We start from the raw sequence: 23,541 nt of genomic DNA, 5'->3' as shown, positions 1-23,541 counted from the left end.
TTGCACGCTAGCGCGCCAATAGCCCGACGTAGCCAACGTCTTAGCTGCTCAGAGGCTCTGTCACTCGTCGCGACAGCGCTTGAGGGGCCTTTGCGCCCTTTCACGCTCTGTCATGAAACTGTTACGTCTGCGTCCGGAACGCGTTCGGCGGGGAATACTTATGTAAGACTGTGCCGGTGAACCAAAACACGCCCTGCAGGGATCGCGACGCGCCCCGCCGTGGCGGATCAGAAGGGAGCTCCCATGCTCAGGATTGGCCTTCTTACCAGCGGCGGCGACTGCCAGGCGCTCAACGCCACCATGCGTGGCATCGTGAAGACCGTGCTCAGGAACTCGAAGGAAAAGGTCGAGATCTACGGCTTCGAAGACGGCTACCAGGGCCTCATCTACGGTCGCTATCGCAAGATGAGCTGGGCTGATTTCTCGGGCATCCTCATCAAGGGCGGCACGATCCTGGGCACCAGCCGCACGCCCTTCAAGCTCCTCGACACGCCCGAGGCGGACGGCGTCGAGAAGGTCCCCGCGATGGTCAAGAACTATCGCAAGCTCGATCTCGACTGCCTGTTCGTGCTGGGCGGCAACGGCTCCACGAAGACCGCCAACCGCCTTCGCGAAGAGGGCCTCAACGTGATCGCCCTGCCGAAGACCATCGACAATGACACCTATGGCACCGACATGACCTTCGGCTTCCCCAGCGCCATCGACATCGCGACGAAGTGCATCGACGACATCCACACCACGGCGGACAGCCACCGTCGCGTCTTCGTGATCGAGATCATGGGCCACAAGGTTGGCTGGATTCCGCTCTACGCGGGCATTGCCGGCGGTGCCGACGTCATCCTCATTCCCGAGATTCCGTACGAGATGGACAACGTGATTGACGCCATTGAGCAGCGCGAACGCGATGGCGGACGATTCTCGATCGTCGTCGTGGCCGAGGGCGCCATCACCAAGGAAGAGGCGGCGATGAAGAAGAAGGACTACAAGCGCCTGGTCGCCCAGCGCGTGAAGCCCAGCGTCGCCTACGACATCGCCGAGGAAATCGCCGCTCGTACCGATCGCGAGGTTCGCGTCGCGGTACCTGGCCATACGCAGCGCGGCGGCGAGCCCAGCGCGCAGGACCGCATCTTCGCGACCCAGTGTGGTGTCGAAGCCGCAAAGAGCTGCCTCGCAGGCGAGTACGGCTGCATGATTGCCCTGCGCGATGGCCGCATGACACGCGTCCCGCTCAAGGAGGTCGCCGGCAAGCTCAAGTACGTCGACCCCAGCAGCGAGCTCGTCCGCGAGGCCAAGATGCTTGGCATTTCCTTCGGTGACGAGTAGGACACGAACGGTTTATCCATCGCCCGCCACTAGGCCCAGCTAGACCAATCAGGCGCCGCCCAGCTTCTCCAGCCGGGCGGCGCCTTTTTCGTTAGGGGGTGCGGCCGTAGCCACACCCCCTTAAATCGTTAGATTTCCCTGCGATACCCGCTCGGTACTCTGGTTTCCTGGCGATGGCCGGGCGTTACCCCAGCGTCACGGCATCGGCGCCATCGATGAGAAGATCAGCGTTATAGAAAGCTGTGAGAGCCTCGATGGCGAGGGTCACATCGCGCGCTCCGCCCGTCTCGTAGCTCGAGTGCATGGCCAGCTGCGGCAGGCCCACATCAACGGCATGCACGCTGACCTGCGTGTTCGAAAGGTTGCCGAGCGTAGAGCCGCCCGCCATATCGCTGCGGTTGGCAAACGTCTGAAGCGGCACACCCGCATCGGCGCAAATTGCCTGGAGCACGGCACGGCTGAAGGCGTCGGTGCAGTACTTCTGGTTCGCCGCCTCCTTCACCACGAGGCCGCCGTTGAGACGACAGCGGTTGGCGGCGTCGCACTTGCCCGCCTGGTTCGGGTGAACGGCATGCGCGTTATCGCAGCTCACGAGCATGGACTTAGCAACCGCCTGGCACAGCTCGTCGCCCGTGTGCCCAAGCGCCGCATTCACGCGCGCGAGGGTATCGGCGAGCACGGTGGACATGGCGCCCTGCTTCGTGTTCGAGCCAACCTCCTCGTTGTCGAAGCAGCAGTAGACGCTCACATCACGCTGGTTGTCGCTCGCAAGGAACGCCTTGAGCGACGTGAACGCGCAGGCAAGGTCATCAAGCTTGGGCGAGGACACGAACTCGCTGGCAGCACCCCACACGCAGCCACGCTGACGGTTCACGAGGAACAGGTCACGCGCGACGATGTTCTCGGGCTCGACCCCAAGATGCTCCGCCACGAGCGCGTCGACGGTGCCCACGGTGCAGTCGCCTGCGGACATGATCGGGCACAGGTCGGTCGCGCGGTTGGGCGAGAACTTGTCGTTCACGGCGCGATCGAAGTGAATGGCAAGGCTCGGGATAATCGCGACGTCACGGTCGAGCGACACAAGGCGGCTCTCGATGCGAGAACCCTCGCGCACAAGCACGCGGCCGGCAAGCGACAGGGGCTTGTCGAACCAGGTATAGTCGATCATGCCGCCGTAAGCCTCGGTGTCGAGGCGCAGGTAGGCCTCGGGGCCTTCCATCTCGGCAACGTTCTTGAGCTTGAACGCCGGCGAATCCGCGTGAGATGCCGTGAGCTGGAAGTGATAGCTCGAGCCCTCCTCGGCAACGCGCTCGCCCACCTTCCAGGCGATGACGGTCGAGTTGTTGCGGCACGTGTAGTAGCTGCCGCCCGCGCGGACATCCCACGCGCCAGCCTCGGGGAGGTACGTGAAGCCGGCCTCGTCGAGGTAGGAGCGGATGGTCTTAACGGAATGGAACATGCTCGGGCTCTTCTGAATGAAGCTGACGAGCTCCTCAGCAGCGGCGATTTCCGCCGCGGAAGTCTTGGTGGTGACGCCCATGCGATTCCCTTCTGACGTTTGGTTGCCCGTTCAGTCTATCACCCGCATGCGAACAGGGAATGCAGCCCGTCTGCGCATGCGAGGATACCGGCCGGGTCCCGGCGCGCGTCGTGACCCACGCCCGGATGCAGCCCGGCTGCGCATGCGGGGGTGCCGTCACCGCGCGCAAACGAAAGACACAATCCGCCCGCACCATCCTCCACCGTTTCCTAATCCAGACGGTTCGCGCCAATCGCGCGGTACTTGGCATAGCGCCTCTCGACAAGCTCCTCGGCGTCCAGACCCGCAAGCTCGTCGAACGTCGCCTGCGCCTCGCGCACGATGTCACGGGCGAGCTCCGCCTTGGTAAGACCGGCATCGGCGACGACGCCGTCGACAAGCCCAAGTTCCCGCAGCTCTGGTGCCGTGAGGCAAAGCGCCGCGGCCGCATCCTCGGCGCGCTTCGGGTCCTTCCAGAGGATGGAGGCGCAGGCCTCGGGGCTCACGACCGAGAAAGCCGAGCTCTTGAGCATGAGCAACTTGTCGGCAACGCCCAGCGCGAGCGCTCCACCGCTACCGCCCTCGCCCGTGATCACGCTCACGACGGGCACCTTAAGCCCGCTCATCTCAACGAGGTTCCGAGCGATGGCCTCGCCCTGGCCACGCTCCTCGGCGCCAATGCCACAGTAGGCGCCCGAGGTATCGACGAGGCACAGCACTGGACGGCCAAACTTCTGGGCTTGCCGCATGAGGCGAAGCGCCTTTCGATACCCCTCTGGATGAGGCATGCCAAAATTGCGACGCACGCGCTCCTTGGTCGTCGTGCCTCGTTCGATGGCAATGACGGTAATCGCGCGGCCATCCTTCCAGCCAATGCCCCCGACCACCGCGGCGTCATCGCCAAAGAGGCGGTCTCCATGGAGCTCGACAAACCCGTCGAGGCCAGACTCGATGATTTCCGTTGCGGTCACCCGGTCCGCCGAGCGAGTGAGCTTGACGACGTCATACGCGCTCTTCGACACCGCTCCCCTCTTCGCCTTGCCCACGCGCTTGGCCAGGCGGCTTGGCGCGCCACCAGCGTGCGAGTGGGGCGAGTCCCCCGCGGGAGCCTCCCCCTCATGAAGGGCCAGCAGCTCTGCGAGCGTGGCGACCATACTTCCGCGCTCGACGATGGCGTCGCAAAAGCCGTGCTCGAGGAGGAACTCAGACCGTTGGAAACCAGCGGGGAGCTTCTTCCTGGCGGTCTGCTCGATCACGCGCGGGCCAGCGAAAGCCGCGAGCGCGCCCGGCTCGGCGAGCGTAACGTCGCCCTCCATGGCGAAGCTCGCCGTGACGCCACCCGTTGTTGGGTCCGTCAGGACGCACACGTAGAGAAGCCCCGCCTCGGAGTGACGACGCACGGCGGCCGACACCTTCGCCATCTGCATGAGCGACGTAACGCCCTCCTGCATGCGAGCCCCACCGGAAACGGTGAAGCCAACGACGGGAAGTCGCAGCTCGCAGGCCTTCTCGAACGCACGGCAGATCTTCTCGCCAACGACCGACCCCATCGACCCCATCATGAAATCGGCGTTCATGAAGAACAGCGCGCAGGCATGCCCGCCTATGGTGCCACGCCCGCAGATGACGGCATCGTTCTCGCGCGACGCCGCGCGCGCCGCCTCGAGCTTCTCGGCGTATCCCGGAAACTCCAGGAAGTCCGTCGCCCGAAGGCCGGCGTCCCACTCCTCAAAGCTCCCCGCGTCGACGGTCGCGCGCATGCGAGCCCGGCCAGACAGACGCAGGTGCTTGCCGCAACGTGGGCACACCTCGAGGTTCTCGCGGAGCGTCCCCTCGTCAATAGCACGGCGACAACCAGGGCACTTAACGAGCACGTGGCGCGCGGGGAACTCGGCGCAGACCTCGGTCATGGGCCCCTCGAGCGCGTTCAGGGCATGGCCGATTCTATTGCGCAGCATTGATGCCCTCCATCAGGTTCGTGTGGTAATTGCCGGAGAGGAACTCCTCATTGGCGAGAATCCGCAGATGGAGCTCGCTATTCTCATCGACGCCCTCGATCACGAGCTCGCCCAGGGCAGAGCGCATCTTGCGAATGGCACCGTCGCGCGTGGACGCGCAGACGATGGCCTTCGCGAGCATCGAGTCGTAGTAGGGCGGCACGACGGCGCCGGGGAAGAGCGCCGAGTCGAAGCGCACCTTTGGCCCGCCAGGAACGTGCAGCATCGTGACGGTGCCGCACGAGGGCAGGTAGTCGGGCGTCTCGGCGTTGATGCGGCACTCCATGGCATGGCCGGTCACCGGAAGGTCCTCGCGCTCGAAGGGCAGAGCCTGGCCCGCCGCCACGCGCAGCTGCCATTTGACGAGGTCAACGTCAGTGACGAACTCGGTAACGGGATGCTCGACCTGCAGGCGCGTGTTCATCTCCATGAAGTAGAAGCTGCCATCGTCCGAGTAGAGGAACTCGACGGTACCGGCACCCTCGTAACCCACGGCACGGGCGAGGTCGCGCGCGGCGCGATGCATGCGCTCGCGCACGTCAGGGCGGCCCTCGAGACAGGGCGCCGGGCTCTCCTCGACGAGCTTCTGGTTGCGGCGCTGCACGGAGCACTCGCGCTCGCCGAGGGAGAAGACGTTGCCAAACTTGTCGGCCATGATCTGGACCTCGACGTGGTGCGCGGGCGAGACGAACTTCTCCATGTAGCACTCGCCGTCACCGAAGGCGGCCTCGGCCTCTGCGCGGGCCTCGCTGAAGGCTCGCCCGGCGTCCTCAGCACGCTCGACCTTGCGGATGCCGCGGCCACCACCACCCGAGCGGGCCTTGATGAGCACGGGGCACCCGATGCGGCGCGCCTCGTGCTCCGCCTCCTCGGGGGACTTCAGCAGGTCGCATCCGGGAACCACGGGCACGCCCGCGGCCTTCGCGGTGCGGCGGGCGGCGTCCTTGTCACCCATGCGGTCGATGACCTCGGCGGAAGGGCCCACGAACGCAAGGCCGCACTTCTCGCACTCGCGCACGAAGCCCGCGTTCTCCGAGAAGAACCCGTAGCCGGGATGAATCGCCTTGGCGCCAGACTTCACGGCGGTGGTCAGGACCGCGTCCTCGTTGAGGTAGCTCTCCGCGAGACGCGAACCGCCGATGCAGTAGGCCTCATCGGCGAGACGCACGTGCAGGGCCTCGGCGTCCGCGGGCGAGTAGACGGCGACGGTCCGCACGCCCATGTCGCGGCAGGCGCGGATCACGCGAACGGCGATCTCGCCCCTGTTCGCGACCAGAATCTTGTCGAACATCGACCCATCCCCTACCGGACTTCGTCCACGAGCGCGAACGACATGGACGCCTTACAGCAGACCTCGCCATCCACGGTCGCGGTTCCCTCGCAGAAGCGGAAGGGACCGCGCGCGCGGGTGAGCCTGCAGTTGAGCTCGATGGTGTCGCCCGGGCGGACCGGGCGCTTGAAGCGCACCTTGTCGAGGCTCGTGTAGAGCGGTGTGCCACCCTGGGCAAGCTCCTCGGAGAAGAGCACGCAGCAGTTCTGGGCGAGCATCTCGCACTGGATCACGCCCGGCACCACGGGGTTGCCGGGAAAGTGCCCCTGGAGGAAGAACTCCTCCCCGGTGATGGTGATGCGCCCGCGGGCCTCGTCACCCACGAGCTCGGCATCATCGAGCAAGAGCATCGGCTCGCGATGCGGCAGGACGCGCTTGATCTCTTCCCTGTTCATGTCTGACCCCTAACCGATCCTCATGAGGCAACTGCCGTACTCGACCAAATCGCCGTCGGCGGCCTCGATGGAGAGGATCTCGCCGTCCGCCGTGGCGGCGACCTCGTTCATGACCTTCATCGCCTCGATGATGCAGAGCGTCTCGCCCTTGCGGACCTTCGAGCCCACGCGCACGAAGGGCTCGGCATCCGGTGCCGGGGAGGCGTAGTAGACGCCCACCATCGGAGACGTGACCTCCACGCCCGCGGGTTCTGCCTCCGCAGGATCGGGTGCCGCCGGCGCCGCGACATCGGCCTCGACCGCGGCAGCCCCCGCGGCCGGCACGGCCAGCGGCGCGGCGACGGCCGTGCCGGCGACGACCTGCGGCATCACGACCGCGGGAGCCGCCTCGCGGACGGCGCGCTCGAGCTCGAAGGCGGAGCCGTCCGGCTCCTCGACGCGCACGCGGGTGAGGCCGCGGCTCTCCATCACGTCCGCTATCTCGGCAATCTTGTTGGAATCCATGCCTATGCCTCCTTGACGGCTCGCAGGGCGACGCACGCGTTGTGACCGCCAAAGCCGAGGTTCGTCGAGAGCGCCCACCCAAGATCGCAGGCACGGGCCTCGTTGGGCGTGTAATCCAGGTCGCAGGCGGGGTCAGGCGTCGCGTAGTTGATGGTGGGCGGCACGATGCCGTCGCGCAGGGCGAGGGCGCACGCCATGATCTCGACGGCGCCAGTCGCGCCGAGCATGTGGCCGGTCATCGACTTGGTGGAGCTCACGTGGGCGGCACGGGCAGCGTCCTCACCCAGCGCGCGCTTGAAGCCGAGCGTCTCAGACGCGTCGTTGAGCTTCGTCGAGGTGCCGTGGGCGTTGATGTAGAGCCCTTCCCCGGGGTTCACGCCGCCCTCCGTCACAGCCTGGCTAATGGCGCGAGCGATACCCGCGGCCTCAGGGTCCGGGCTTGTGATGTGGTGGGCGTCATCGGTATTACCGTAGCCAACAACCTCGGCGTATATGCGCGCCCCACGAGCGACGGCGTGCTCCCACTGCTCGAGGGCAAGCACGCACCCGCCCTCGCCCATGACGAAGCCGTCGCGCTCGGCGTCGAAGGGGCGGCATGCCGTCGCGGGATCCGGGTTGGTGCTGAGCGCACGGCACGCAGTAAACCCCGCGACTACCTCGCGGATGATGGGTGCCTCTGCGCCACCCGCGAGGATGGCATCCGCATAACCGTGCTTAATCGCGCGGAACGCCTCGCCCACCGCATGGGCTGAGGTGGCGCACGCGGTCACCACGGGCAGGGTCGGCCCCTGGGCGTTGTGGCGGATGGCAACGTTGCCCGCGGCCATGTTCGGGATCATCATCGCGACCAGGTAGGGGGAGGCACGGCGCGGGCCCTTCTCCCCCATGAGGTGCACCTGCTCGGTGTAGGTCTCCACGCCGCCGATGCCCGAACCGATGTAGGCGCCCAGGCGCTCGTGGTCGACGGCTCCCTCGGCATCGAGCCCGGCGTCCGTCATCGCCTCGTCGGCGGCAGCCATCGCGAACTGCACGCAACGGTCGAGGTGCTTCGCCTCGCGACGCCCGAAGTATGCCTCGCCGTCAAAACCCTTGACCTCCGCCGCAACGCCCACCGAGAGGCCCTCCGTGTCGATGCGGGTTATGGGGCCGATGCCGCAACGCCCCGCGCACATGGCCTCCCAGGTCTCGGTGGTCGTGTTGCCCAGAGGCGTGACCGCGCCAATGCCGGTGATCGCCACCCTATGTTCCATCGTCTTCTCCAAACCAGACCGAGGCACCCCGGCCCCTCTCTACATCGCCATTCCGCCGTCTACGCGAATGACCTCGCCCGTCACGTATGCCGCGGCGTCACTGACCAGGAAACGGACCACGCCCGCGACCTCGTCCGGATCTGCCAGCCTGCCCAGGGGAATCTGGCTCTCGTATCGCTCGACGACCTGCTCGGGCAGCGCCGCGGTCATGTCCGTGCGCACGAATCCGGGCGCCACCGCGTTGACGGTCACGCCGCGGGCGGCGAGCTCTCGCGCCACGGACTTCGTAAGGCCGATGAGGCCCGCCTTCGACGCGGCATAGTTCGCCTGTCCCGCGTTTCCCATAAGGCCCACGAGCGACGACATGTTCACGATGCGACCCCCGCGCTGGCGCATGAAAGCACGCGTGAGGGCACGCGTCATGTTGAAGGCGCCGGTGAGGTTCACGCCGATCACGCTCGCGAAGTCATCGTCCTTCATGCGCGCAAGCAGCGTGTCGCGTGTGATGCCCGCGTTGTTGACGAGCGCCCAGACGGACCCAAAGTCCGCAAGGACCGCGTCGACCGTCGCCTTGACCTCGTCGGCGTTGGCCACGTCGCAGCGATAGGCGCGCGCCGTGGCACCCGCCGCCTCGCACTCGACGACGGCCTCCGCCGCGGCTTCGGCGTTTCCCGCATAGACGAGCGCGACGTCAAAGCCGTCGGCGGCAAGCCCGCAGGCAATGGCGCGACCGATGCCGCGTGACGCACCCGTTACGAGGGCGACGCGCCTCGACCCCTCGCGCACGAGCGCCCCTTCCCTACCGTTGTTCATCGCTTGAGTCCTTTCCTCCGCGAAGCGTGGCGGCAACCACCTCGAGCTGCTCGGACGTCTCCACGCCAAAGACCGAGACGCCTTCGAGCGTCCGCTTGACGAGCCCCTGGAGGGTCTTACCGGGACCAACCTCCACGAAGGTGTCCACGCCGGCGTCCGCCATCCAGCGCAGGGTCTCGACCCAACGCACCGGGCTCTTCACCTGCTCGGACAGAAGCGCCGCGGCCTCGCTCGCACCAAAGGGATACGGGCGGGCGGAGCGATTGGCGACAACGGGCACCTGCGTCCCCGCGGGCTCGTGCGTCTCGAGATACGCGGCCAGTCCCTCGGCCGCCTCGGCCATATACGGACTGTGGAAGGCACCCGAGACGGCAACCCTCACCGCACGGCCACCAGCCTCGCGCACGAGCTCGTCGAGCCTCTCGCAGGCAGCGGGCGAGCCCGCGACCGCGGTCTGAAGCGGGCTGTTGTAGTTCACGGGCCAGCAGGCACCGTCCGTGTCCGCCCCAGCCTGGGAGGCGAGCTCCTCCACCGTGGCGGCGTCGAGCTTGAGCACGGCGCGCATGGCACCGGGATGGGCCGTGGCCGCCTCTGCCATGAGCTCGGCACGGCGGCACACGAGGGCAAAGCCCTCCTCGTCGTCAAACGCACCGGCAAAGGTCAGCGCCGCCACCTCGCCGAGGGAGAATCCCGCCACGACATCAGGGCGAACACCGCGCTCGAGAAGGGCGCGGGCGCAGGCGAGGTCCACGGAGAAGACGCAGGGCTGCGTGTTCGCAGTCTGCGACAGCTCCTCCGTCGTGCCCTCGAAGCACTGGGCGGAAGTCCCGGGGCGCACGGCGTCGGCGGCCTCGAACACGGCTCGCGCCGCGGGAGAGACGCTGGCAATGCCCGCGCCCATACCCGAGCGCTGGGAGCCCTGGCCCGCGAAGAGGAAGGCTACCTTACCCATCGGCCCGCCCCCGAGAGAACCTCCTGCGCGCCCTCGACCAGGTCATCGACGATCTCTCGCGCGCTCTGGCGCTCGCACACCATGCCCGCAATCTGGCCACAGAGGAACGAGCCGTTCTTGACGTCGCCGTCCTTGGCGGCACGGCGGAGCGCGCCCGTACCGAACTCCGCCAGCTTCTCCGGGCTCGCGCCCTCCGCCTCGAGCCTCGCATACGCGGTGCTGAACTGCGTCTTGAGCGCACGAACCGGATGGCCCGTCGTGCGGCCCGTGGCACGGGTGGAGATGTCCTTCGCCTTGAGCACGAGCTCCTTGTACTCCTCGGAGACGGTGCATTCGTCCGCCACGAGGAAGCGCGTGCCCACCTGGACGCCCTGGGCGCCCAGCATGAGGGCGGCTGCGACGCCGCGGCCATCGGCGATGCCGCCCGCCGCGACGACGGGAACGTCAACGGCGTCGACCACCTGCGGAACGAGGACCATCGTGGTGAGCTCGCCAATGTGGCCGCCGGACTCCGTGCCCTCCGCCACGACGGCGGTCGCGCCGGCACGGGCGACGAGCTTGGCGAGCGCCACCGAGGCGACGACCGGAATGACCTTGATGCCGGCAGCGAGCCAGCCCTTCATGAACCTGCGCGGATCGCCGGCGCCGGTGACGACCACCGGAACCTTCTCGTCGATGACGACCTGGGCGACCTCGTCCGCAAAGGGGCTCATGAGCATGACGTTCACGCCAAACGGCTTGTCCGTGAGGCGGCGCAGCTCATGAATCTGCTCGCGAAGCCACTCGGCGTCCGCGTTCATGGCGGCGATGATGCCGAGACCGCCCGCCTCGGAGACGGCGGCGGCGAGGGATGCGTCGGCGATCCAGGCCATGCCGCCCTGGAAGACGGGCTTCTCGATGCCCAGGACGTCGCAGAGAGGAGTTTTCAGCATCGTTACTTCTCCAGCTGGGCCTCGACCAGGTCGACGAACTCGCCGACGGTCTCCGGGTTGACGGACTGGTCAAGCTCGATGTCGAACTCGCCCTCGATGGCGACGACGACCTCGACGGTGGCGAGGCTGTCGAGGCCGAGCTCGGCCATGGTGGTGTCACGAGTCAGCTCGACGGCGTCGTCGCCGGCGTTGTCGCGGATGATGTCGCAGACGCGCTCGAAGGTGTTGTCAGTAGCCATGTTCTTCTCCTTTGCTTGCCCTTTGGGCGTTGGCGTTTGTCTTGCCGATTGGTTCTTGCTATGCGAGTCACTGCTCCCAGCGAAGCAGACAGGCCCCCGTGTCAAGGCCAGCCCCAAAGCCGACCAGCGCAACGAGCTCTCCGCGCTTGAGCTCGCCCGAGCGGACGAGGCTGTCGAGCGCGAGCGGGATGCAGGCGCTCGAGACGTTCCCCGTGCTCCTGAGGGTACGGACCACACGCGCGTCGTCCACGCCCAGGAGCTTGACGGCGGCGGAGAGGATTCTCTCGTTCGCCTGGTGAAATACGAAGTGGTCGATGTCAGAGACCGCGACACCGGCCTGGCCCGCCAGGGATTTGACGGCGTCGCAGATGGCGCCGACGCCAAAGCGGAATACGCGACGGCCATCCATGGAAAGGGTGCTGACGGCATGGTCCGCCGGCCTGAACGGACAGGTTCCGGAGATGCCCGGAACGTTCAGGGAGGCAACGTCGGGCGTCGTCGAAAAGCTCATCGCGAGGGGGTTCTGGCCCTCGTCCACCGAGATGACGGCCGCACCGGCACCGTCGCCAAACAGAACGCACGTCGCACGGTCCTCCCAGTCGAGGACGCGACTCATCTGCTCCGCGGCGACCACGAGAACGCGCGAGGCACGGCCGCGGGCCATGAAGCCATCGGCGACGTCGAGGGCGAGGACGAAGCCCGCACAGGCTCCCGAGACGTCGAACGCCGCGCAGTTGGCACCCAGGCCTTCGGCGATGGCACACGCCTCCGCGGGAACGAGATGGTCGCCCGTGGTAGTCGAGCAGACGATAAGGTCGAGGTCACCGGCGGCGACACCCGCCATGTCGAGGGCTCGGCGGCTCGCCTCAATCGCAAGGTCGTCGAGGGTTTCCTCCGTGCAGATACGGCGCTCCTTGATACCCGTGCGAGTGAAGATCCACTCGTCGGAGGTGTCGAGGAAATCCGACAGGTCGTCGTTGGTGACGACGCGCTCTGGAAGGGCAGATCCCGTACCGAGAATCCGGAAGGACAAGGCTTGGCACCCCTTTCGCGTGACGCTTGTTGACGTGTTAACATCTTATAGGCAGAAGAGCCTACCGGTCTGTTGTTGACTCGTCAACATCTAAGATGCCGTTCCTCACAAGTGCTTCATACGGAAAGCTACGGGCAAGAGAATCCATCCCTCGCAAATGGATCGAGTCCGTCCCCCGCAAATGACTCGAGAGAACCTTGCAAGGCCGTTAAGCGGTACGCGCCGACGCACGGACCCATCCGTGGTGCGCGTAGAATACGGCCGAGAATAGCGCCACGAGAGGAGAACCCATGGCCGGCAGTACCCTTAACGTCCTTGTCCTTCCGCCGTTCAATGAGCAGCAGCGCACTCGACTCGAGGCTTCTGCCCCGCACGCGCGCTTCACGTATGTGGCGCCCAAGCCGGGCGCCATGCTCGGAAATCCCACCAACGATCAGGTCGCCGAGGCGAACGTCATCGTGGGCAACCTCTCGCCCAAGCGTCTCTCCGAGGCAACCTCGCTCAAGCTGCTGCAACTCAACTCGGCAGGCTATGACAATTACCTTGCCGCAGGCACCCTTCCGGCAGACCTCGCGCTGTGCTGCGCCGTCGGCGCCTACGGCCAGGCGGTCTCCGAGCATCTCTTCGCGATGACGCTCGCCCTCATGAAGCGTCTCCCGGGCTACCACGATCTGCAGCGCACCCATGACTGGGGCGACCTCGGCCCGGTCACCACCCTCGCCGGCGCACGAGTCCTCGTTCTGGGCACGGGTGACATCGGCGGCCACTTCGCCCAGCTCTGCCAGGCGATGGGTGCACGCGTCATCGGCGCGAACCGTCACGGCGGCGAGGCGCCCGCCGGCTTCGAGACGGTCCACCCGATCGACGAGCTGCCGCAGATCCTTGGCAAGGCGGACGTCGTCGCATCGTTCCTGCCGAGCTCACCGGCAACGCAAGGCCTTGCGGATGCCGCGTTCTTCTCGGCGATGCGCCCGGGCGCCTTCTTCGCCAACGGTGGCCGCGGAGACCTCGTCGTCGCGGACGACCTAGTCGCGACGCTTTCGAGTGGGCATCTCGCGGGCGCCGCGCTCGACGTCACCTCGCCGGAGCCGCTTCCGAAGGACAGCCCGCTTTGGGATGCGCCCAACCTCCTGCTCACGCCGCATGTCTCTGGTGGATTTCACCTCTTCACGGTCCTCGACAACATCGCGGACATCGCCGCGGAGAACATCGCCCACCTCGAAGCCGGGGAGCCCCTGCGCAACCTCGTGCGGCACTAGCCCCAAAGCCGGGGAGCCCCTGCGCAACCTCGTGCGGCACTAGCGACCGCAGCCGGGGCGGCGCCGCCGGCAATCGCGGCCTTACCGCACCACCTAGCGCTCGAACAGCTCCCTCACGCGCTCGCGGATGCCGGCACGATTGATGACGCTCTCGTAGCGCTTCATGCGCATGCGCGGGAACGCATTGAAGAATCGCAGGTCTCGCCTGCCAAGACGCGACACGAGCGACTCGGCGGCGGAGTTGAGCCACTCCGTCGCCTGGGCATTCGAGGCCACGCGCCTCAGACGCGCGTTCTCGCCGGCGGCGCGGAGCTCGGCCAGGCGGCCCTCGCCGCCGTGCTCCGCGATGCCATCACGCAGCATCTGCGTGGCCTGGCCAACGCCGGCCGCGACGGCACGCGGGTCAAGCTTCGAGACAAGGTCCCCGGCAGCGTCGCGCGTGCGCTCATAGACCTCGGCGGCACCCTCTACCACGGGTCCCGGCAGTGCCTCGAGCATGCGCTCGGAGGCCTCGCCCATCGATTCGTCAATCCTGACCTGGATCTGCGCGCGCAGCGACTCGAGCTGGGTGGACAGGCGACGCCAGCTCGCCATGGCAAACACCAAATCAACGACGAGGGCTATCGCGCACATCACCGCCACCGCCTCGAGCACGACAACCGGCACATTCACGAGCACTTCGAGAAGCGCGGGCTCGAACACGCGGCAGATCAAGACCGCGCCGGCGCCAAACATCAGGAAGCCGTAGAGGCAAACCCGTCCGTTGATGTTGGCCGGCTTGTCCTCGTAATCCCAAAAGCGCGCGCCCGTCGTCGCTTCGAGCATGACGCTCACCGCGTATTCGAGCGCACAGCACAGCAAGCCCGACACGAGGAACTGCGGCACGACGTCGGGAATCTCGCGGAGGAAGAGCCAGCACGCGAGAGCGCCCACGCCGTAGATCGGGCAGATGGGCCCAAGCAGGAAGCCGCTGTTGGCGAAGCGACCTTGATTCATCATCGCGCAGGCGGTGGACTCCCAGAGCCAACCGGCAAAGCTATAGACGAGAAACGAGATGAAGAGTCCCGAGAGCGGGGCGGCGGGCACGGATGCCGCCAGAAGCGGGATCATCGCGGCGGTTTCAGGGCTCATCGACCGGCCTCCTTGAGCCAGCGGGGAAGCAAGCGCTCCGGCACGCGCGAGTCAAGCGTCTCACGCAGGGCAACCAACTTGTCAGCGCCACATACAATCCATGCCTCCCGGCACGTGGGCGGCACCGGCACCAGCGGAAACATGTGCCTCACGATGATGTTGCGCTCGCGCTCGTCCAAGGTGAAATCGTCCTCCGCGTTGCGCAGCGCGAAGAACGGATGGCGAAACCCATGAAGCCGATGGCTCGGATCCGGATCGTGCCAGTCATAGAGGAAGTAATCGTGGAGAAGCGCCCCGCGCACGAGCGAAGGCCGGTCGACCGTGATGCCATGACGTGCGAGGGCGTCCGCCATGCGACAGCTCTCGACCGCGACCGCCACCACATGCTCGTACACGGACACGTCTCCATGCTGGACGAACTCGCGGCAAAGGCCGAGACGGCCCTCACGCGCGAGGCGAGTCGCCTCGGCGGCAACCTCGGCGCCCGTTGTCTCGTACATCGGACCGGTCGTCAACGCCATCGCCCCCTAAAATAGCCTCGCCAATCGACACTATTCTGCCGCTGGCACATCCCCACCACACTTTCTTCCCTCAAATGTGCCAATCTATATGTTTATGCGCCCTAAATAGGCGCACTTTTTAGCACGATTCAAGAAACCGCAGGTCAGATGATGGGAGGGCACATGTATCTCGAGGGCATTGCCACACCGGCAGACGTTCGCGCTCTCCCTGCCCAAGCGATGCTTCCCCTCTGTGAGGAAATCAGGTCCGCCATCATTGCGACCTGCGCCAAGGTGGGCGGACACGTCGGCCCCAACCTTGGCGTCGTCGAGCTTACGGTGGCGCTCCACCGCGTCTTTGACTCCCCTCGAGACAAGATCGTGTTCGACGTCTCCCATCAGACCTATGCACACAAGATGCTCACCGGCCGTGCCGAGGCATTCATAAAACCAGAGCTCATGGGCGCAGTCTCCGGATTCGCCAGCCCCGTTGAGAGCAAGCACGACCACTTCTCCATGGGTCACACCTCGACCTCGGTGAGCCTCGCGCTTGGCCTCGCGAAGGCGCGTGACCTCGCGGGGGACACCTATGATGTCGTCGCCGTCATTGGCGACGGTTCGCTGTCCGGCGGCCTCGCCTTCGAAGGTCTCGACAACGCGGCAGAGCTCGGCACGAATCTCATCATCGTCGTGAATGACAACGAGTGGTCCATCTCCGAGGACCACGGTGGCATCTACGCCAACCTCGCCGAGCTGCGCGCCACGCGAGGCCACACCAAGGACAACTATTTCCGTTCGATGGGCCTTGACTATCGCTACCTCGAGAACGGCAACGACGAGGCCGCCTGCGAGGAGGCCCTCGCGAGTCTGCGCGGCTGCGACCACCCCGTCGTGCTCCACATCCACACCCATAAGGGCCTCGGCTTCGCCCCGGCGGAGGAAAACGAGGAGAGCTGGCATCACGTCGGCCCCTTCAACCCGGAGACTGGCGAGAAGCTCTCCGGTGGGCGCGCGAGCGGCGGCATCGTAATCACCCCGCCCGCCACCTATGCGGACATCACGGGTGAGTATCTACTCAAGCGCATGGCCTCTGACCAGCAACTTGTTGCCGTCTCTTCCGCCACGCCCTACATGATGGGCTTCACGCCCGACCGTCGCGCCGCGGCAGGCAAGCAGTTCGTCGACGTTGGCATCGCGGAGGAGCACGCCGTCACGATGTGCGCCGGCCTCGCAGTTGGTGGTGCCAAGCCCGTCTACGGCGTCTATGGCACCTTCCTCCAGCGCACGTATGACCAGCTCTGGCACGACGTCTGCCTCAACGCCGCGCCGATCACGGTCCTTGTGTTCGGCTCGAGCGCCTTTGGCACGACCGATGCCACTCACCTGGGCTTTTATGACATCGCAATGCTCAGCGACATGCCAGGCCTCACCTACCTCGCGCCCACGTGCCGCGAGGAGTACCTCGCCATGCTCGACTGGGCGATCGACTGCCGCCGCGGTCCGTACGCGATTCGCGTGCCCGGAGCCGGCGTCGTCTCCCGCCCGAGCGTCGAGATTCCTGACGGCGGCTACGTCTTCGGCATCCCCGAAATCGTCCACGAGGGCACGAGCGGCGCCGCGATTCTCGCGCTTGGGTCCACCATGCCCCTAGGCGAGAAGGTGGTGGCACTCCTCGCAGAGAAGGGCATCGACGCAACGCTCGTCAACCCGCGCTACGCGTGCGGCATCGACTTCGACTGGGTGTATTCGCTCGCGGAGGAGAACCGCGCCGTGGTAACCCTCGAGGACGGCGTGCTCGACGGCGGCTTTGGCAGCCACATCGCCCGCATCCTCGGCCCCACCAACGCGCGCGTGCGCGGTTTTGGCCTGCCGCACGGCTTCCCGGATCGTTACGAGCCGGAAGACCTCCTCAACTGCTGTGGCCTGACCGAGAGAAGCGTCGCGAGCGAGGTCATCGACCTACTCGAGGAGTCGCTCTAACCCACCGTCCGCCGGACAGGCCGCGCCCAGGTGCGCCCGCGAGCCGCGTGCCCGCGCCGGCAGCGAGGCAGAGGATGCGACCGCCATCCTCAATCCACCTGAAGACGGGCTATCGCGTGCCGCCATTCGCGACGGCGAGCCTGAACGCATCGAAGGCACCCTTTATCTCAGCCTCTGAGGCAACGCCGCCGAGGCCCTTGAGGAAGTCCACGAACTCACTCATATGCATGACGGGACAGGCGCAACGGACGCCCGTAAGGTCCGTCCCGTCATCGAACACGATCACATACGTCACGTCCCTCTCGATGAATCCACTGAGGAACTTCTTCTGGCGGCGAACGTAGGTCAGAGGGGACGGGAAGGCCTGGCTCTCGCCGTCTCGCTCGATTCGCCACGCCCCGTCGTCGCCTCCGCTCACGGCACCCGTCGCATGCAAGCAGCACGCAGAGACGAACCCGCGGGTGGTAAGGACGGTCGCGAACCGCGCCGCCTCGTCGTCCAGCGCGTCATAGTAGGAGTTGAACGCCAGGCGATGCCTGCCGAGCTCGTGCTCGAGCCACGCTGAGTGGGAGAAGTCCTGGTCGCCGCAGTACTTGCGGAAGTATTCGAAGAAATTGCCAAAGAGCTGCTGGTAGACAGAGCCCTTGTAGGACGTCCATGCACTCATCATATGCCCTCCGATGGCTAACGGAATCACTGCGTAGAGGGTAATGATAGCCTTCGTGGCCAGGCGCGCGCACCAGGCGCGCGTGGTTCCGGCCACCTCCTGCGCGCCCGCCGCACGCAGGCGCGGCCGCGCGCATCAGGCGCGCGCGGCGCCTACTTGTTCTCGATGCTGCCGATGTTCTTGAGCTCGATCGAGATGAGGCCGTTGGCCTCGGTGGAGAACTGGATGAACTCCGGGTCATCGCCGTACTCCGCCGGGAACGAGACCTCGATGCCGGTATCCGTCACGATGCGGTGGCAGCGCACGCGCTTCTGAGCGACGGCGCGGCGATCGACGGCAACGCGCTCCGGCAGGTGACGCACGTCAGCCGCAGTCTCGAAGGCACGTCGCGCGGGCTCGGAGTCCTCGAAGACTTTCTCCGCGAGGCCATCGCGCGAGAAGGAATCCTGTTCGTCGACCTGCTCGGCAACGTAGGCCTTGGCGCGGGAGAGAGCCAGGGCGGCATTGGCACCGTGCTCCTCGGCGACCTGTTCCACGATCTCGGTCACGCAGTCGATCGTCTCGCGAGCACTCGCCTCGGAGCTGCACTGGAGCAGGCCCTCGGGGATGAGCAGCGTGTCCTGGCCGTCGATGGAACGCGGCTTGTCGACATAGGCAATCTCGAGATTGTCCGCACGCACGAGGGCCCAACTCGCAAGCTTCTGGGTGGCGGCGGGCAGCACGCCATAGCGACGAACAATGTCGCAGCTCACCATCGAGCCAGCCTGGCTGACCTCATGGACGAAGGCCTTCTTGCCCTCGAGGAGGAAAAGGCCGATGTAGCGCGTATCGTCACCATCGAGGAAATCCGTCATGAGGAGGTCCGTGCTACGAGCGCCATCCGCACGCTGGAGCTCACCGAACAGGAAGCTCGCCACGGTTGCCGTCAGCGGGACGAACTCGTCCGCGCCATGGAGGTAGCGGCTCACCTGGGTCGCGAGGGCGTTATCCTGCCCGAACTTGCCGTGGCGGCAGTCCGTCGAGCCGAGGGACTTGCGGCAGATGCTCTGCACGTAGGACTTGACGGGCTTCTCCTCGAGGTCAAGCTCGGCCTTAGAGATGACGCTCACGGCAGAGTCGAGGTCGAGGACGTGCAGGACGGCCTTGTTCAGGCGGACGATCATGGGTGCCTCCAGCGGTTGGTACGAATTGCGAGGGTCTACTATACCCCGCCTCTGTGACATGACGAGGACTGTCGTGGCGGATATGGATGCTTGTTGGCGCATGGGGTGGCCACGGCGAACGAAACGCGCGAGCAGGCGCGCCGCCGAGCGTAGCGGGGTGAGCGGCGTCATGGCAAACCCGAGAGCCCTACCCCTCGAAGCCCTCGTCCTCGAGGAGTTGGGCGGCAGGCGCGGTTGCGGCGGCAACGGCAAGCTGGTCGCAGCGCTCGTTGAGCTCGGCGCCCGCGTGCCCGCGGACCCATACCCAGCGCACGTCATGGGGCTTGGCAGCCGCAATCAGGCGCTTCCAGAGGTCCGGGTTCTTCACCGGTTCCTTCTTGGCGTTCTTCCATCCGCGGCGCTGCCAGCCATCGACCCAATGCTGGTTGAACGCGTTCACGACGTATTGCGAGTCGCTGTGGACCTCCACCTCGCACGGACGCTTGAGCGCCTCGAGCGCAGCGATGGCAGCCATGAGCTCCATGCGGTTGTTCGTGGTGCGCGCATAGCCCTGCGAGAGTTCGCGCTCATGAAGGACGCCCGCCGGATCGGTATAGCGCAGCACCGCCCCATAGCCACCAGGACCAGGATTGCCCCTGCTAGAACCATCCGTATAGATAACGACCCTCATACGCTCCCCTCGCGTTTGTTGACTGAATACGCCGACTGGCACCATGCGTGCCTCGCGGCGGCAACGTCCGTCGCCACCCGGGAATCGCGCCCCTCGCGGCGGCGACGGCTATCGCCACCCGGGCACCACGACTACTTTGCGGCCGCCCAATCCGCACCGTAGGAAACCTCGGCCACCAGCGGGACGCTCAGCGTCACCACGCCCTCCATGGTCTCCTTGACGAGCGCGCTCATGGCTTCGAGCTCGGTCTCCGGTACCTCGAAGTCAAGCTCGTCGTGAATCTGGAGGACGAGCTTGCTCGTCATCCCCTCCTCACGCATGCGTGCGTCGACCGCGACCATCGCGAGCTTGATGATGTCTGCCGCGGTGCCCTGCATGGGGTGATTCATCGCCGTGCGCTCGCCAAAGTTGCGTAGGTTGGCGTTACGCGCCAAGATGTCCGGAACGTGACGCTTGCGGCCATACATCGTGGACGCCCAGACATTGCGTTTGGCAAGCGCGACGGTCTCGTCAAGGTAGCGGCGCACGCCGGGATAAGCCGCAAAGTAGCGGTCGATCATCTCCTGCGCCTCCGCGCGCGAGATGCCAAGCGACGTGGAGAGGCCGTAGGCCTGTTGTCCGTAGACGATGCCGAAGTTCACTGCCTTAGCGCGACTGCGCATCACGGGCGTGACCTCGGACACGGGCACGCCAAAGACACGGGCGGCCGTCTCGGCATGGAAGTCCTCGCCCTCGCAGAAGGCCGCGATGAGATGCTCGTCGCCGGAGAGATGCGCGAGCAGGCGCAGCTCGATCTGCGAGTAATCGCACGCGAGAAACACGCTACCCGGAGCCACCTTGAAGGCCGTGCGCACGCGATGCCCAAGCTCGGAACGAGTCGGGATGTTCTGCAGGTTGGGGTTTGAGCTCGAAAGGCGGCCCGTCGCCGTAACCGTCTGGTTGAGGCTGGTGTGAATGCGACCGTCACCTGCAATGAGCTCGGGCAGAGCGTCGAGATAGGTGCTCTTGATCTTGGCCTTCTCGCGGTAAGCGAGCACCTCGGCAACCACGTCGTTCGTGCGGGCGAGGTCCTCGAGCACCTTGGCGTTGGTGGAGTAGTAGCCACGCTGGGTCTTCTTGAGACCCGCCGTGGGCAGCCCCAGATCATCAAAAAGCACGCCGGAGAGTTGCATGGGACTATCGACGTTGAACTCGCGACCGGCGGCGGCAAAGATCTTCTGGCGGCTCTCCTCGATGTCCGCTCCCAGTTCGTGTGATTGCGCGGCAAGGACCTCGGGGTCAACGGCGAGGCCCATGCGCTCCATGCGCGCGAGTACACCCACGAGCGGTATCTCCATCTGGTCCATCAGCTGGGCGGAGCCGTCACGCTCAAGCGCCTCGCGCAGGACGGGCACGAGCGCGCGGCTCGCCGTAGCCGCGATGGCGGAGGCGGGAACGGCATCGGTCGCCTCGGGCAGCTCTCCCTCGAGATAGCGCTCGGCCACCTCCGCCACGGGATACGAGCCCTTGGAGGAATCGAGGAGGTAGGCGGCCACGCCCGTGTCGAAGAGGTTGGCCGGGTTGCAAAGGGCGGGATCGAAGGAGCGGCCATCCTCGTCCACCGCCGGCGCAACCGAGGAATCGCTCGGGTAGACGGCGTGCATGAGGGCCTTCACGTCGCCCGAAGCGACGCGCCAACCCTCGAGCGCGCGGACGAGCAGCGCGGAAGCCGCGTTGCCCTCGAGCTTGCCCATGCCAGCCTCGCAGCTCGCCCAAACCACAAGCTCAGGTGCGGGGTCGAACAGCGTCGTCTGCGCCGGGGCCTCGTCGAGGGCGAGACCGACCCGCTCCCCCGCCTCACCGGCGTCGCGAAGCGCTTCCTCGAGCGTGGAGCCCGAGAGGACCTTCGGCAGCTCGAACGCGGGCTTCGCCGCTGCTGCGGCGTCGGCCTCCGCCGTTGCGAGGGCAAGGACGCGACTCGTCATACCCGTAAAGCCCAGCTCGCCCATGGCGGCACGGACCGTCTCGACGTCAAACGTGGGGAACTTCGCCGCAGACAGGTCGAGTTCGATAGGCGCATCTGTACGAATGGTCGCGACCTTACGGCTGAGCAGGGCGTCGTCGATGTGCGCGCGGAGGTTCTCGCCCATCTTGCCCTTGATCTCGTCCGCATGGGCGATGACCTCGTCCAGATTGCCGTACTGACAGATGAGCGCACTTGCCTTCTTGGGGCCGATACCCGGCACGCCGGGAATGTTGTCCGAGGTATCGCCCTTGAGGCCGTAGAAATCCGGAACGAGCTCCGGGGTAATGCCGTGGTAGAGATCATCGACGCTCTCCGGCGTCATGATGTTCACGTCTGAAACACCCTTGCGCGTGGAGACGACGTTCACGTGTTCCGTGACCAGCTGGTACATGTCGCGGTCTCCCGTGACAAGGTACATGTCATAGCCGGCAGCCTCGCCACGGCGAGCGAGCGTGCCGAGGATGTCATCGCCCTCCCAGCCCTCGAGCTCCGCCACGGGAACGTCCATCGAGCGCAACAGATTCTTGACCATGGGGAACTGCTCGTGCAGGACCGGATCCATCGGCGGACGTTGAGCCTTGTACTGCGGGAGCATCTCCATGCGCACACGCGGCTTGCCCTTGTCAAACGCGCAGATCACGCCGTTGGGACGGAAGCTCTCGACGAGCTTCACGAACATCGACACGAAGCCGAAGATGGCGTTGGTGGGTCGGCCGTCGGGCGCGGTCATCGTGGGCGGGATGGCGTGGAACGCGCGGTGCATAAGCGAATTGCCATCGATAACGGCGATGACGCGACGCTCGGAGGCGTCGGGCGCGGCGGATTCAGGCGCGGGTGCGGCGGCCTCGGCGGCGGCAGGGTCGGCAGCAGCGTCCATCACGGCGTCGGGCGCGGCGTCGGCCTCGGCAGATTCAGGCGCGGGTACGGCGAACTCGGTGCCCTCAGGCACAGATGCAGCTGCCACGTTCTTCTCGGCCATGTTCTCAGTCGTCATCGGCGTCTCCCTCACTCGTGTTGTCCGCCGTCCATTGTACGTGGGAACCCTGACGCGCGGACGATTCGACACCCGAGCCACATCAACCCGACGCGCCCGAGCCCGAACTGCTAGCACCCCGCGGCCCGGCGTGATCCGCACGTCACGCGTTCGAGACGGCTAGCACTTCCCAACGCTCGGGCAGATGTCCGCCATGGGGCACTCGCCGCAACGCGGGGTCTTCGCACTACAAACCTCGCGTCCAAAGCGAATCCACTGGTGGTTGACATCGCGCCAGTATTCGCGAGGGAGCAGCTTGAGCAGGTCTTGCTCGGTCTTGAGCGGTTCCTTCTCGTGCGTCTTGGGACTCAGGGCTAGCCTGTGCGCGATGCGGTTCACGTGCGTGTCCACCGCGATTCCCTCGACGATGTCGAAGCTCACGTTGAGCACAATGTTGGCGGTCTTGCGCCCCACGCCCGGCAGGCGCGTGAGCTCGGCCATCGTGTGCGGCACCTCCCCGCCATAGTCGCTCACGATCATCTGCGCGGCCTCGACGGCGTGCCTCGCCTTGCTCTTGTAGAAGCCCAGGCTGCGGATGACCTCGGCAACCTCCTCCGGCGAGGCGGCAGCAAGGGCCTCGGGCGAAGGCCAGCGACGAAACAGCTCCGGCGTCACCTTGTTGACCTGTGCGTCCGTCGTCTGGGCGGAGAGCAGCACGGATATGACGAGGCGATAGGGGCTCCCGTGGTCGAGGAAGCACTCGACGGGCCCGTACATCTCCCCCAGACGGTCGCAGAACTCGATTGCGCGCGCCCGCTTGGCGGCGTTCGTCTCGCGCGGCATAAACCCTCCCCTAGACAAAACGGGCCCCACATACCTGGGGCCCGCGATGGTCAACCGTAAGCG

Annotated in this window: 21 protein-coding genes; 3 read left to right on the top strand and 18 right to left on the bottom strand. The window is 66.1% G+C overall.

Annotated features, from left to right (window positions below; translation table 11 throughout):
- The first annotated feature begins 243 nt into the window (after positions 1–243).
- Positions 244–1,323 carry an ATP-dependent 6-phosphofructokinase gene (locus Q0H23_RS05095; protein ID WP_293814677.1) on the top strand — a complete coding sequence of 360 codons (1,080 nt, stop codon included), beginning with the start codon at positions 244–246 and terminating at the stop codon, positions 1,321–1,323.
- Between the two features lie 184 nt (positions 1,324–1,507).
- Here the strand turns inward: Q0H23_RS05095 and Q0H23_RS05090 are convergent, their stop codons facing one another.
- The 11 genes from Q0H23_RS05090 to Q0H23_RS05040 all read right to left on the bottom strand — a co-directional run bounded on the left by Q0H23_RS05090 (position 1,508) and on the right by Q0H23_RS05040 (position 12,287).
- The gene (locus Q0H23_RS05090) at positions 1,508–2,863 is read right to left on the bottom strand and encodes a M18 family aminopeptidase (protein WP_293814678.1); all 1,356 of its coding nucleotides are present in this window, start codon (positions 2,861–2,863) and stop codon (positions 1,508–1,510) included.
- 209 nt (positions 2,864–3,072) lie between these two features.
- Positions 3,073–4,800, bottom strand: coding sequence for an acetyl-CoA carboxylase, carboxyltransferase subunit beta (accD, locus tag Q0H23_RS05085; protein ID WP_293836333.1), 1,728 nt, complete (start codon positions 4,798–4,800; stop codon positions 3,073–3,075).
- On the bottom strand, positions 4,787–6,130 hold the full coding sequence (locus Q0H23_RS05080; protein ID WP_293836331.1) for an acetyl-CoA carboxylase biotin carboxylase subunit: 1,344 nt from the start codon (positions 6,128–6,130) through the stop codon (positions 4,787–4,789). Before Q0H23_RS05080 ends, accD begins: the two co-directional genes overlap by 14 nt.
- An 11-nt stretch (positions 6,131–6,141) precedes the next feature.
- Positions 6,142–6,564 carry a 3-hydroxyacyl-ACP dehydratase FabZ gene (gene fabZ / locus Q0H23_RS05075; RefSeq protein ID WP_293836329.1) on the bottom strand — a complete coding sequence of 141 codons (423 nt, stop codon included), beginning with the start codon at positions 6,562–6,564 and terminating at the stop codon, positions 6,142–6,144.
- Between the two features lie 9 nt (positions 6,565–6,573).
- A complete protein-coding gene (gene accB / locus Q0H23_RS05070) occupies positions 6,574–7,068 on the bottom strand; it encodes an acetyl-CoA carboxylase biotin carboxyl carrier protein (RefSeq protein WP_293836327.1) in 495 nt (164 codons plus the stop codon).
- A gap of 2 nt (positions 7,069–7,070) precedes the next feature.
- Positions 7,071–8,318, bottom strand: coding sequence for a beta-ketoacyl-ACP synthase II (gene fabF, locus Q0H23_RS05065; RefSeq protein WP_293836324.1), 1,248 nt, complete (start codon positions 8,316–8,318; stop codon positions 7,071–7,073).
- Positions 8,319–8,357: 39 nt separating this feature from the next.
- Positions 8,358–9,131 (bottom strand): 3-oxoacyl-[acyl-carrier-protein] reductase, encoded by a 774-nt coding sequence (fabG, locus tag Q0H23_RS05060; protein ID WP_293836322.1) that lies wholly within the window; start codon positions 9,129–9,131, stop codon positions 8,358–8,360.
- Entirely contained in the window at positions 9,118–10,083 is a 966-nt protein-coding gene (locus Q0H23_RS05055) for an ACP S-malonyltransferase (RefSeq protein WP_293836320.1), read from the bottom strand. Before Q0H23_RS05055 ends, fabG begins: the two co-directional genes overlap by 14 nt.
- Positions 10,071–11,015, bottom strand: a complete 945-nt coding sequence (gene fabK / locus Q0H23_RS05050; RefSeq protein ID WP_293836318.1) for an enoyl-[acyl-carrier-protein] reductase FabK — start codon at positions 11,013–11,015, stop codon at positions 10,071–10,073. The genes Q0H23_RS05055 and fabK overlap by 13 nt, the downstream gene beginning before the upstream one ends.
- Positions 11,016–11,017: 2 nt before the next feature.
- Positions 11,018–11,254, bottom strand: coding sequence for a phosphopantetheine-binding protein (locus Q0H23_RS05045; RefSeq protein WP_293836316.1), 237 nt, complete (start codon positions 11,252–11,254; stop codon positions 11,018–11,020).
- A gap of 67 nt (positions 11,255–11,321) precedes the next feature.
- A complete protein-coding gene (locus Q0H23_RS05040) occupies positions 11,322–12,287 on the bottom strand; it encodes a beta-ketoacyl-ACP synthase III (protein ID WP_293836314.1) in 966 nt (321 codons plus the stop codon).
- Between the two features lie 290 nt (positions 12,288–12,577).
- Between Q0H23_RS05040 and Q0H23_RS05035 the strand changes: the two genes are divergently transcribed.
- Positions 12,578–13,546 carry a D-2-hydroxyacid dehydrogenase gene (locus Q0H23_RS05035; RefSeq protein WP_293836311.1) on the top strand — a complete coding sequence of 323 codons (969 nt, stop codon included), beginning with the start codon at positions 12,578–12,580 and terminating at the stop codon, positions 13,544–13,546.
- Positions 13,547–13,639: 93 nt separating this feature from the next.
- Here Q0H23_RS05035 and Q0H23_RS05030 read toward each other — a convergent pair whose 3' ends face one another.
- Together Q0H23_RS05030 and Q0H23_RS05025 are read right to left on the bottom strand one after the other, a co-directional pair.
- Positions 13,640–14,677: a putative ABC transporter permease gene (locus Q0H23_RS05030; protein ID WP_293836309.1), complete on the bottom strand. Its 1,038-nt coding sequence runs from the start codon at positions 14,675–14,677 to the stop codon at positions 13,640–13,642.
- The gene (locus Q0H23_RS05025; protein WP_293836307.1) at positions 14,674–15,198 is read right to left on the bottom strand and encodes an HD domain-containing protein; all 525 of its coding nucleotides are present in this window, start codon (positions 15,196–15,198) and stop codon (positions 14,674–14,676) included. Before Q0H23_RS05025 ends, Q0H23_RS05030 begins: the two co-directional genes overlap by 4 nt.
- Positions 15,199–15,360: 162 nt before the next feature.
- Between Q0H23_RS05025 and Q0H23_RS05020 the strand changes: the two genes are divergently transcribed.
- Complete coding sequence (locus Q0H23_RS05020) at positions 15,361–17,157, top strand: 1-deoxy-D-xylulose-5-phosphate synthase (protein ID WP_293836305.1); 1,797 nt, start codon at positions 15,361–15,363, stop codon at positions 17,155–17,157.
- A 109-nt stretch (positions 17,158–17,266) separates the two neighbouring features.
- Here the strand turns inward: Q0H23_RS05020 and Q0H23_RS05015 are convergent, their stop codons facing one another.
- The 5 genes from Q0H23_RS05015 to nth form a co-directional block, all read right to left on the bottom strand.
- Entirely contained in the window at positions 17,267–17,824 is a 558-nt protein-coding gene (locus Q0H23_RS05015; protein ID WP_293836303.1) for a hypothetical protein, read from the bottom strand.
- 152 nt (positions 17,825–17,976) lie between these two features.
- Positions 17,977–18,987, bottom strand: a complete 1,011-nt coding sequence (locus Q0H23_RS05010) for a nucleoid-associated protein (RefSeq protein ID WP_293836301.1) — start codon at positions 18,985–18,987, stop codon at positions 17,977–17,979.
- 187 nt (positions 18,988–19,174) lie between these two features.
- Entirely contained in the window at positions 19,175–19,657 is a 483-nt protein-coding gene (gene rnhA / locus Q0H23_RS05005) for a ribonuclease HI (RefSeq protein ID WP_293836298.1), read from the bottom strand.
- Positions 19,658–19,788: 131 nt separating this feature from the next.
- Complete coding sequence (gene polA, locus Q0H23_RS05000) at positions 19,789–22,656, bottom strand: DNA polymerase I (protein WP_293836295.1); 2,868 nt, start codon at positions 22,654–22,656, stop codon at positions 19,789–19,791.
- 159 nt (positions 22,657–22,815) lie between these two features.
- A complete protein-coding gene (nth, locus tag Q0H23_RS04995) occupies positions 22,816–23,478 on the bottom strand; it encodes an endonuclease III (RefSeq protein WP_293836292.1) in 663 nt (220 codons plus the stop codon).
- Positions 23,479–23,541: the final 63 nt, after the last annotated feature.

It is taken from the genome of uncultured Parolsenella sp. (genome assembly GCF_934660935.1).
In the GTDB taxonomy this organism is placed as follows: Bacteria; Actinomycetota; Coriobacteriia; order Coriobacteriales; family Atopobiaceae; genus Parolsenella.
This window is presented reverse-complemented; position numbering and strand designations above follow the sequence as displayed.

What these genes read in the sequence shown, in the direction of transcription:
- Q0H23_RS05090 (WP_293814678.1), bottom strand. Translation starts at nt 2,863, where the DNA reads ATGGGCGTCACCACCAAGACTTCCGCGGCGGAAATCGCCGCTGCTGAG.
- Q0H23_RS05030 (WP_293836309.1), bottom strand. Translation starts at nt 14,677, where the DNA reads ATGAGCCCTGAAACCGCCGCGATGATCCCGCTTCTGGCGGCATCCGTG.
- accB (WP_293836327.1), bottom strand. Translation starts at nt 7,068, where the DNA reads ATGGATTCCAACAAGATTGCCGAGATAGCGGACGTGATGGAGAGCCGC.
- Q0H23_RS05035 (WP_293836311.1), top strand. Translation starts at nt 12,578, where the DNA reads ATGGCCGGCAGTACCCTTAACGTCCTTGTCCTTCCGCCGTTCAATGAG.
- nth (WP_293836292.1), bottom strand. Translation starts at nt 23,478, where the DNA reads ATGCCGCGCGAGACGAACGCCGCCAAGCGGGCGCGCGCAATCGAGTTC.
- Q0H23_RS05095 (WP_293814677.1), top strand. Translation starts at nt 244, where the DNA reads ATGCTCAGGATTGGCCTTCTTACCAGCGGCGGCGACTGCCAGGCGCTC.
- Q0H23_RS05080 (WP_293836331.1), bottom strand. Translation starts at nt 6,130, where the DNA reads ATGTTCGACAAGATTCTGGTCGCGAACAGGGGCGAGATCGCCGTTCGC.
- accD (WP_293836333.1), bottom strand. Translation starts at nt 4,800, where the DNA reads ATGCTGCGCAATAGAATCGGCCATGCCCTGAACGCGCTCGAGGGGCCC.
- Q0H23_RS05055 (WP_293836320.1), bottom strand. Translation starts at nt 10,083, where the DNA reads ATGGGTAAGGTAGCCTTCCTCTTCGCGGGCCAGGGCTCCCAGCGCTCG.
- rnhA (WP_293836298.1), bottom strand. Translation starts at nt 19,657, where the DNA reads ATGAGGGTCGTTATCTATACGGATGGTTCTAGCAGGGGCAATCCTGGT.
- Q0H23_RS05020 (WP_293836305.1), top strand. Translation starts at nt 15,361, where the DNA reads ATGTATCTCGAGGGCATTGCCACACCGGCAGACGTTCGCGCTCTCCCT.
- fabZ (WP_293836329.1), bottom strand. Translation starts at nt 6,564, where the DNA reads ATGAACAGGGAAGAGATCAAGCGCGTCCTGCCGCATCGCGAGCCGATG.
- Q0H23_RS05015 (WP_293836303.1), bottom strand. Translation starts at nt 17,824, where the DNA reads ATGAGTGCATGGACGTCCTACAAGGGCTCTGTCTACCAGCAGCTCTTT.
- polA (WP_293836295.1), bottom strand. Translation starts at nt 22,656, where the DNA reads ATGACGACTGAGAACATGGCCGAGAAGAACGTGGCAGCTGCATCTGTG.
- Q0H23_RS05010 (WP_293836301.1), bottom strand. Translation starts at nt 18,987, where the DNA reads ATGATCGTCCGCCTGAACAAGGCCGTCCTGCACGTCCTCGACCTCGAC.
- fabG (WP_293836322.1), bottom strand. Translation starts at nt 9,131, where the DNA reads ATGAACAACGGTAGGGAAGGGGCGCTCGTGCGCGAGGGGTCGAGGCGC.
- fabK (WP_293836318.1), bottom strand. Translation starts at nt 11,015, where the DNA reads ATGCTGAAAACTCCTCTCTGCGACGTCCTGGGCATCGAGAAGCCCGTC.
- Q0H23_RS05025 (WP_293836307.1), bottom strand. Translation starts at nt 15,198, where the DNA reads ATGGCGTTGACGACCGGTCCGATGTACGAGACAACGGGCGCCGAGGTT.
- Q0H23_RS05045 (WP_293836316.1), bottom strand. Translation starts at nt 11,254, where the DNA reads ATGGCTACTGACAACACCTTCGAGCGCGTCTGCGACATCATCCGCGAC.
- fabF (WP_293836324.1), bottom strand. Translation starts at nt 8,318, where the DNA reads ATGGAACATAGGGTGGCGATCACCGGCATTGGCGCGGTCACGCCTCTG.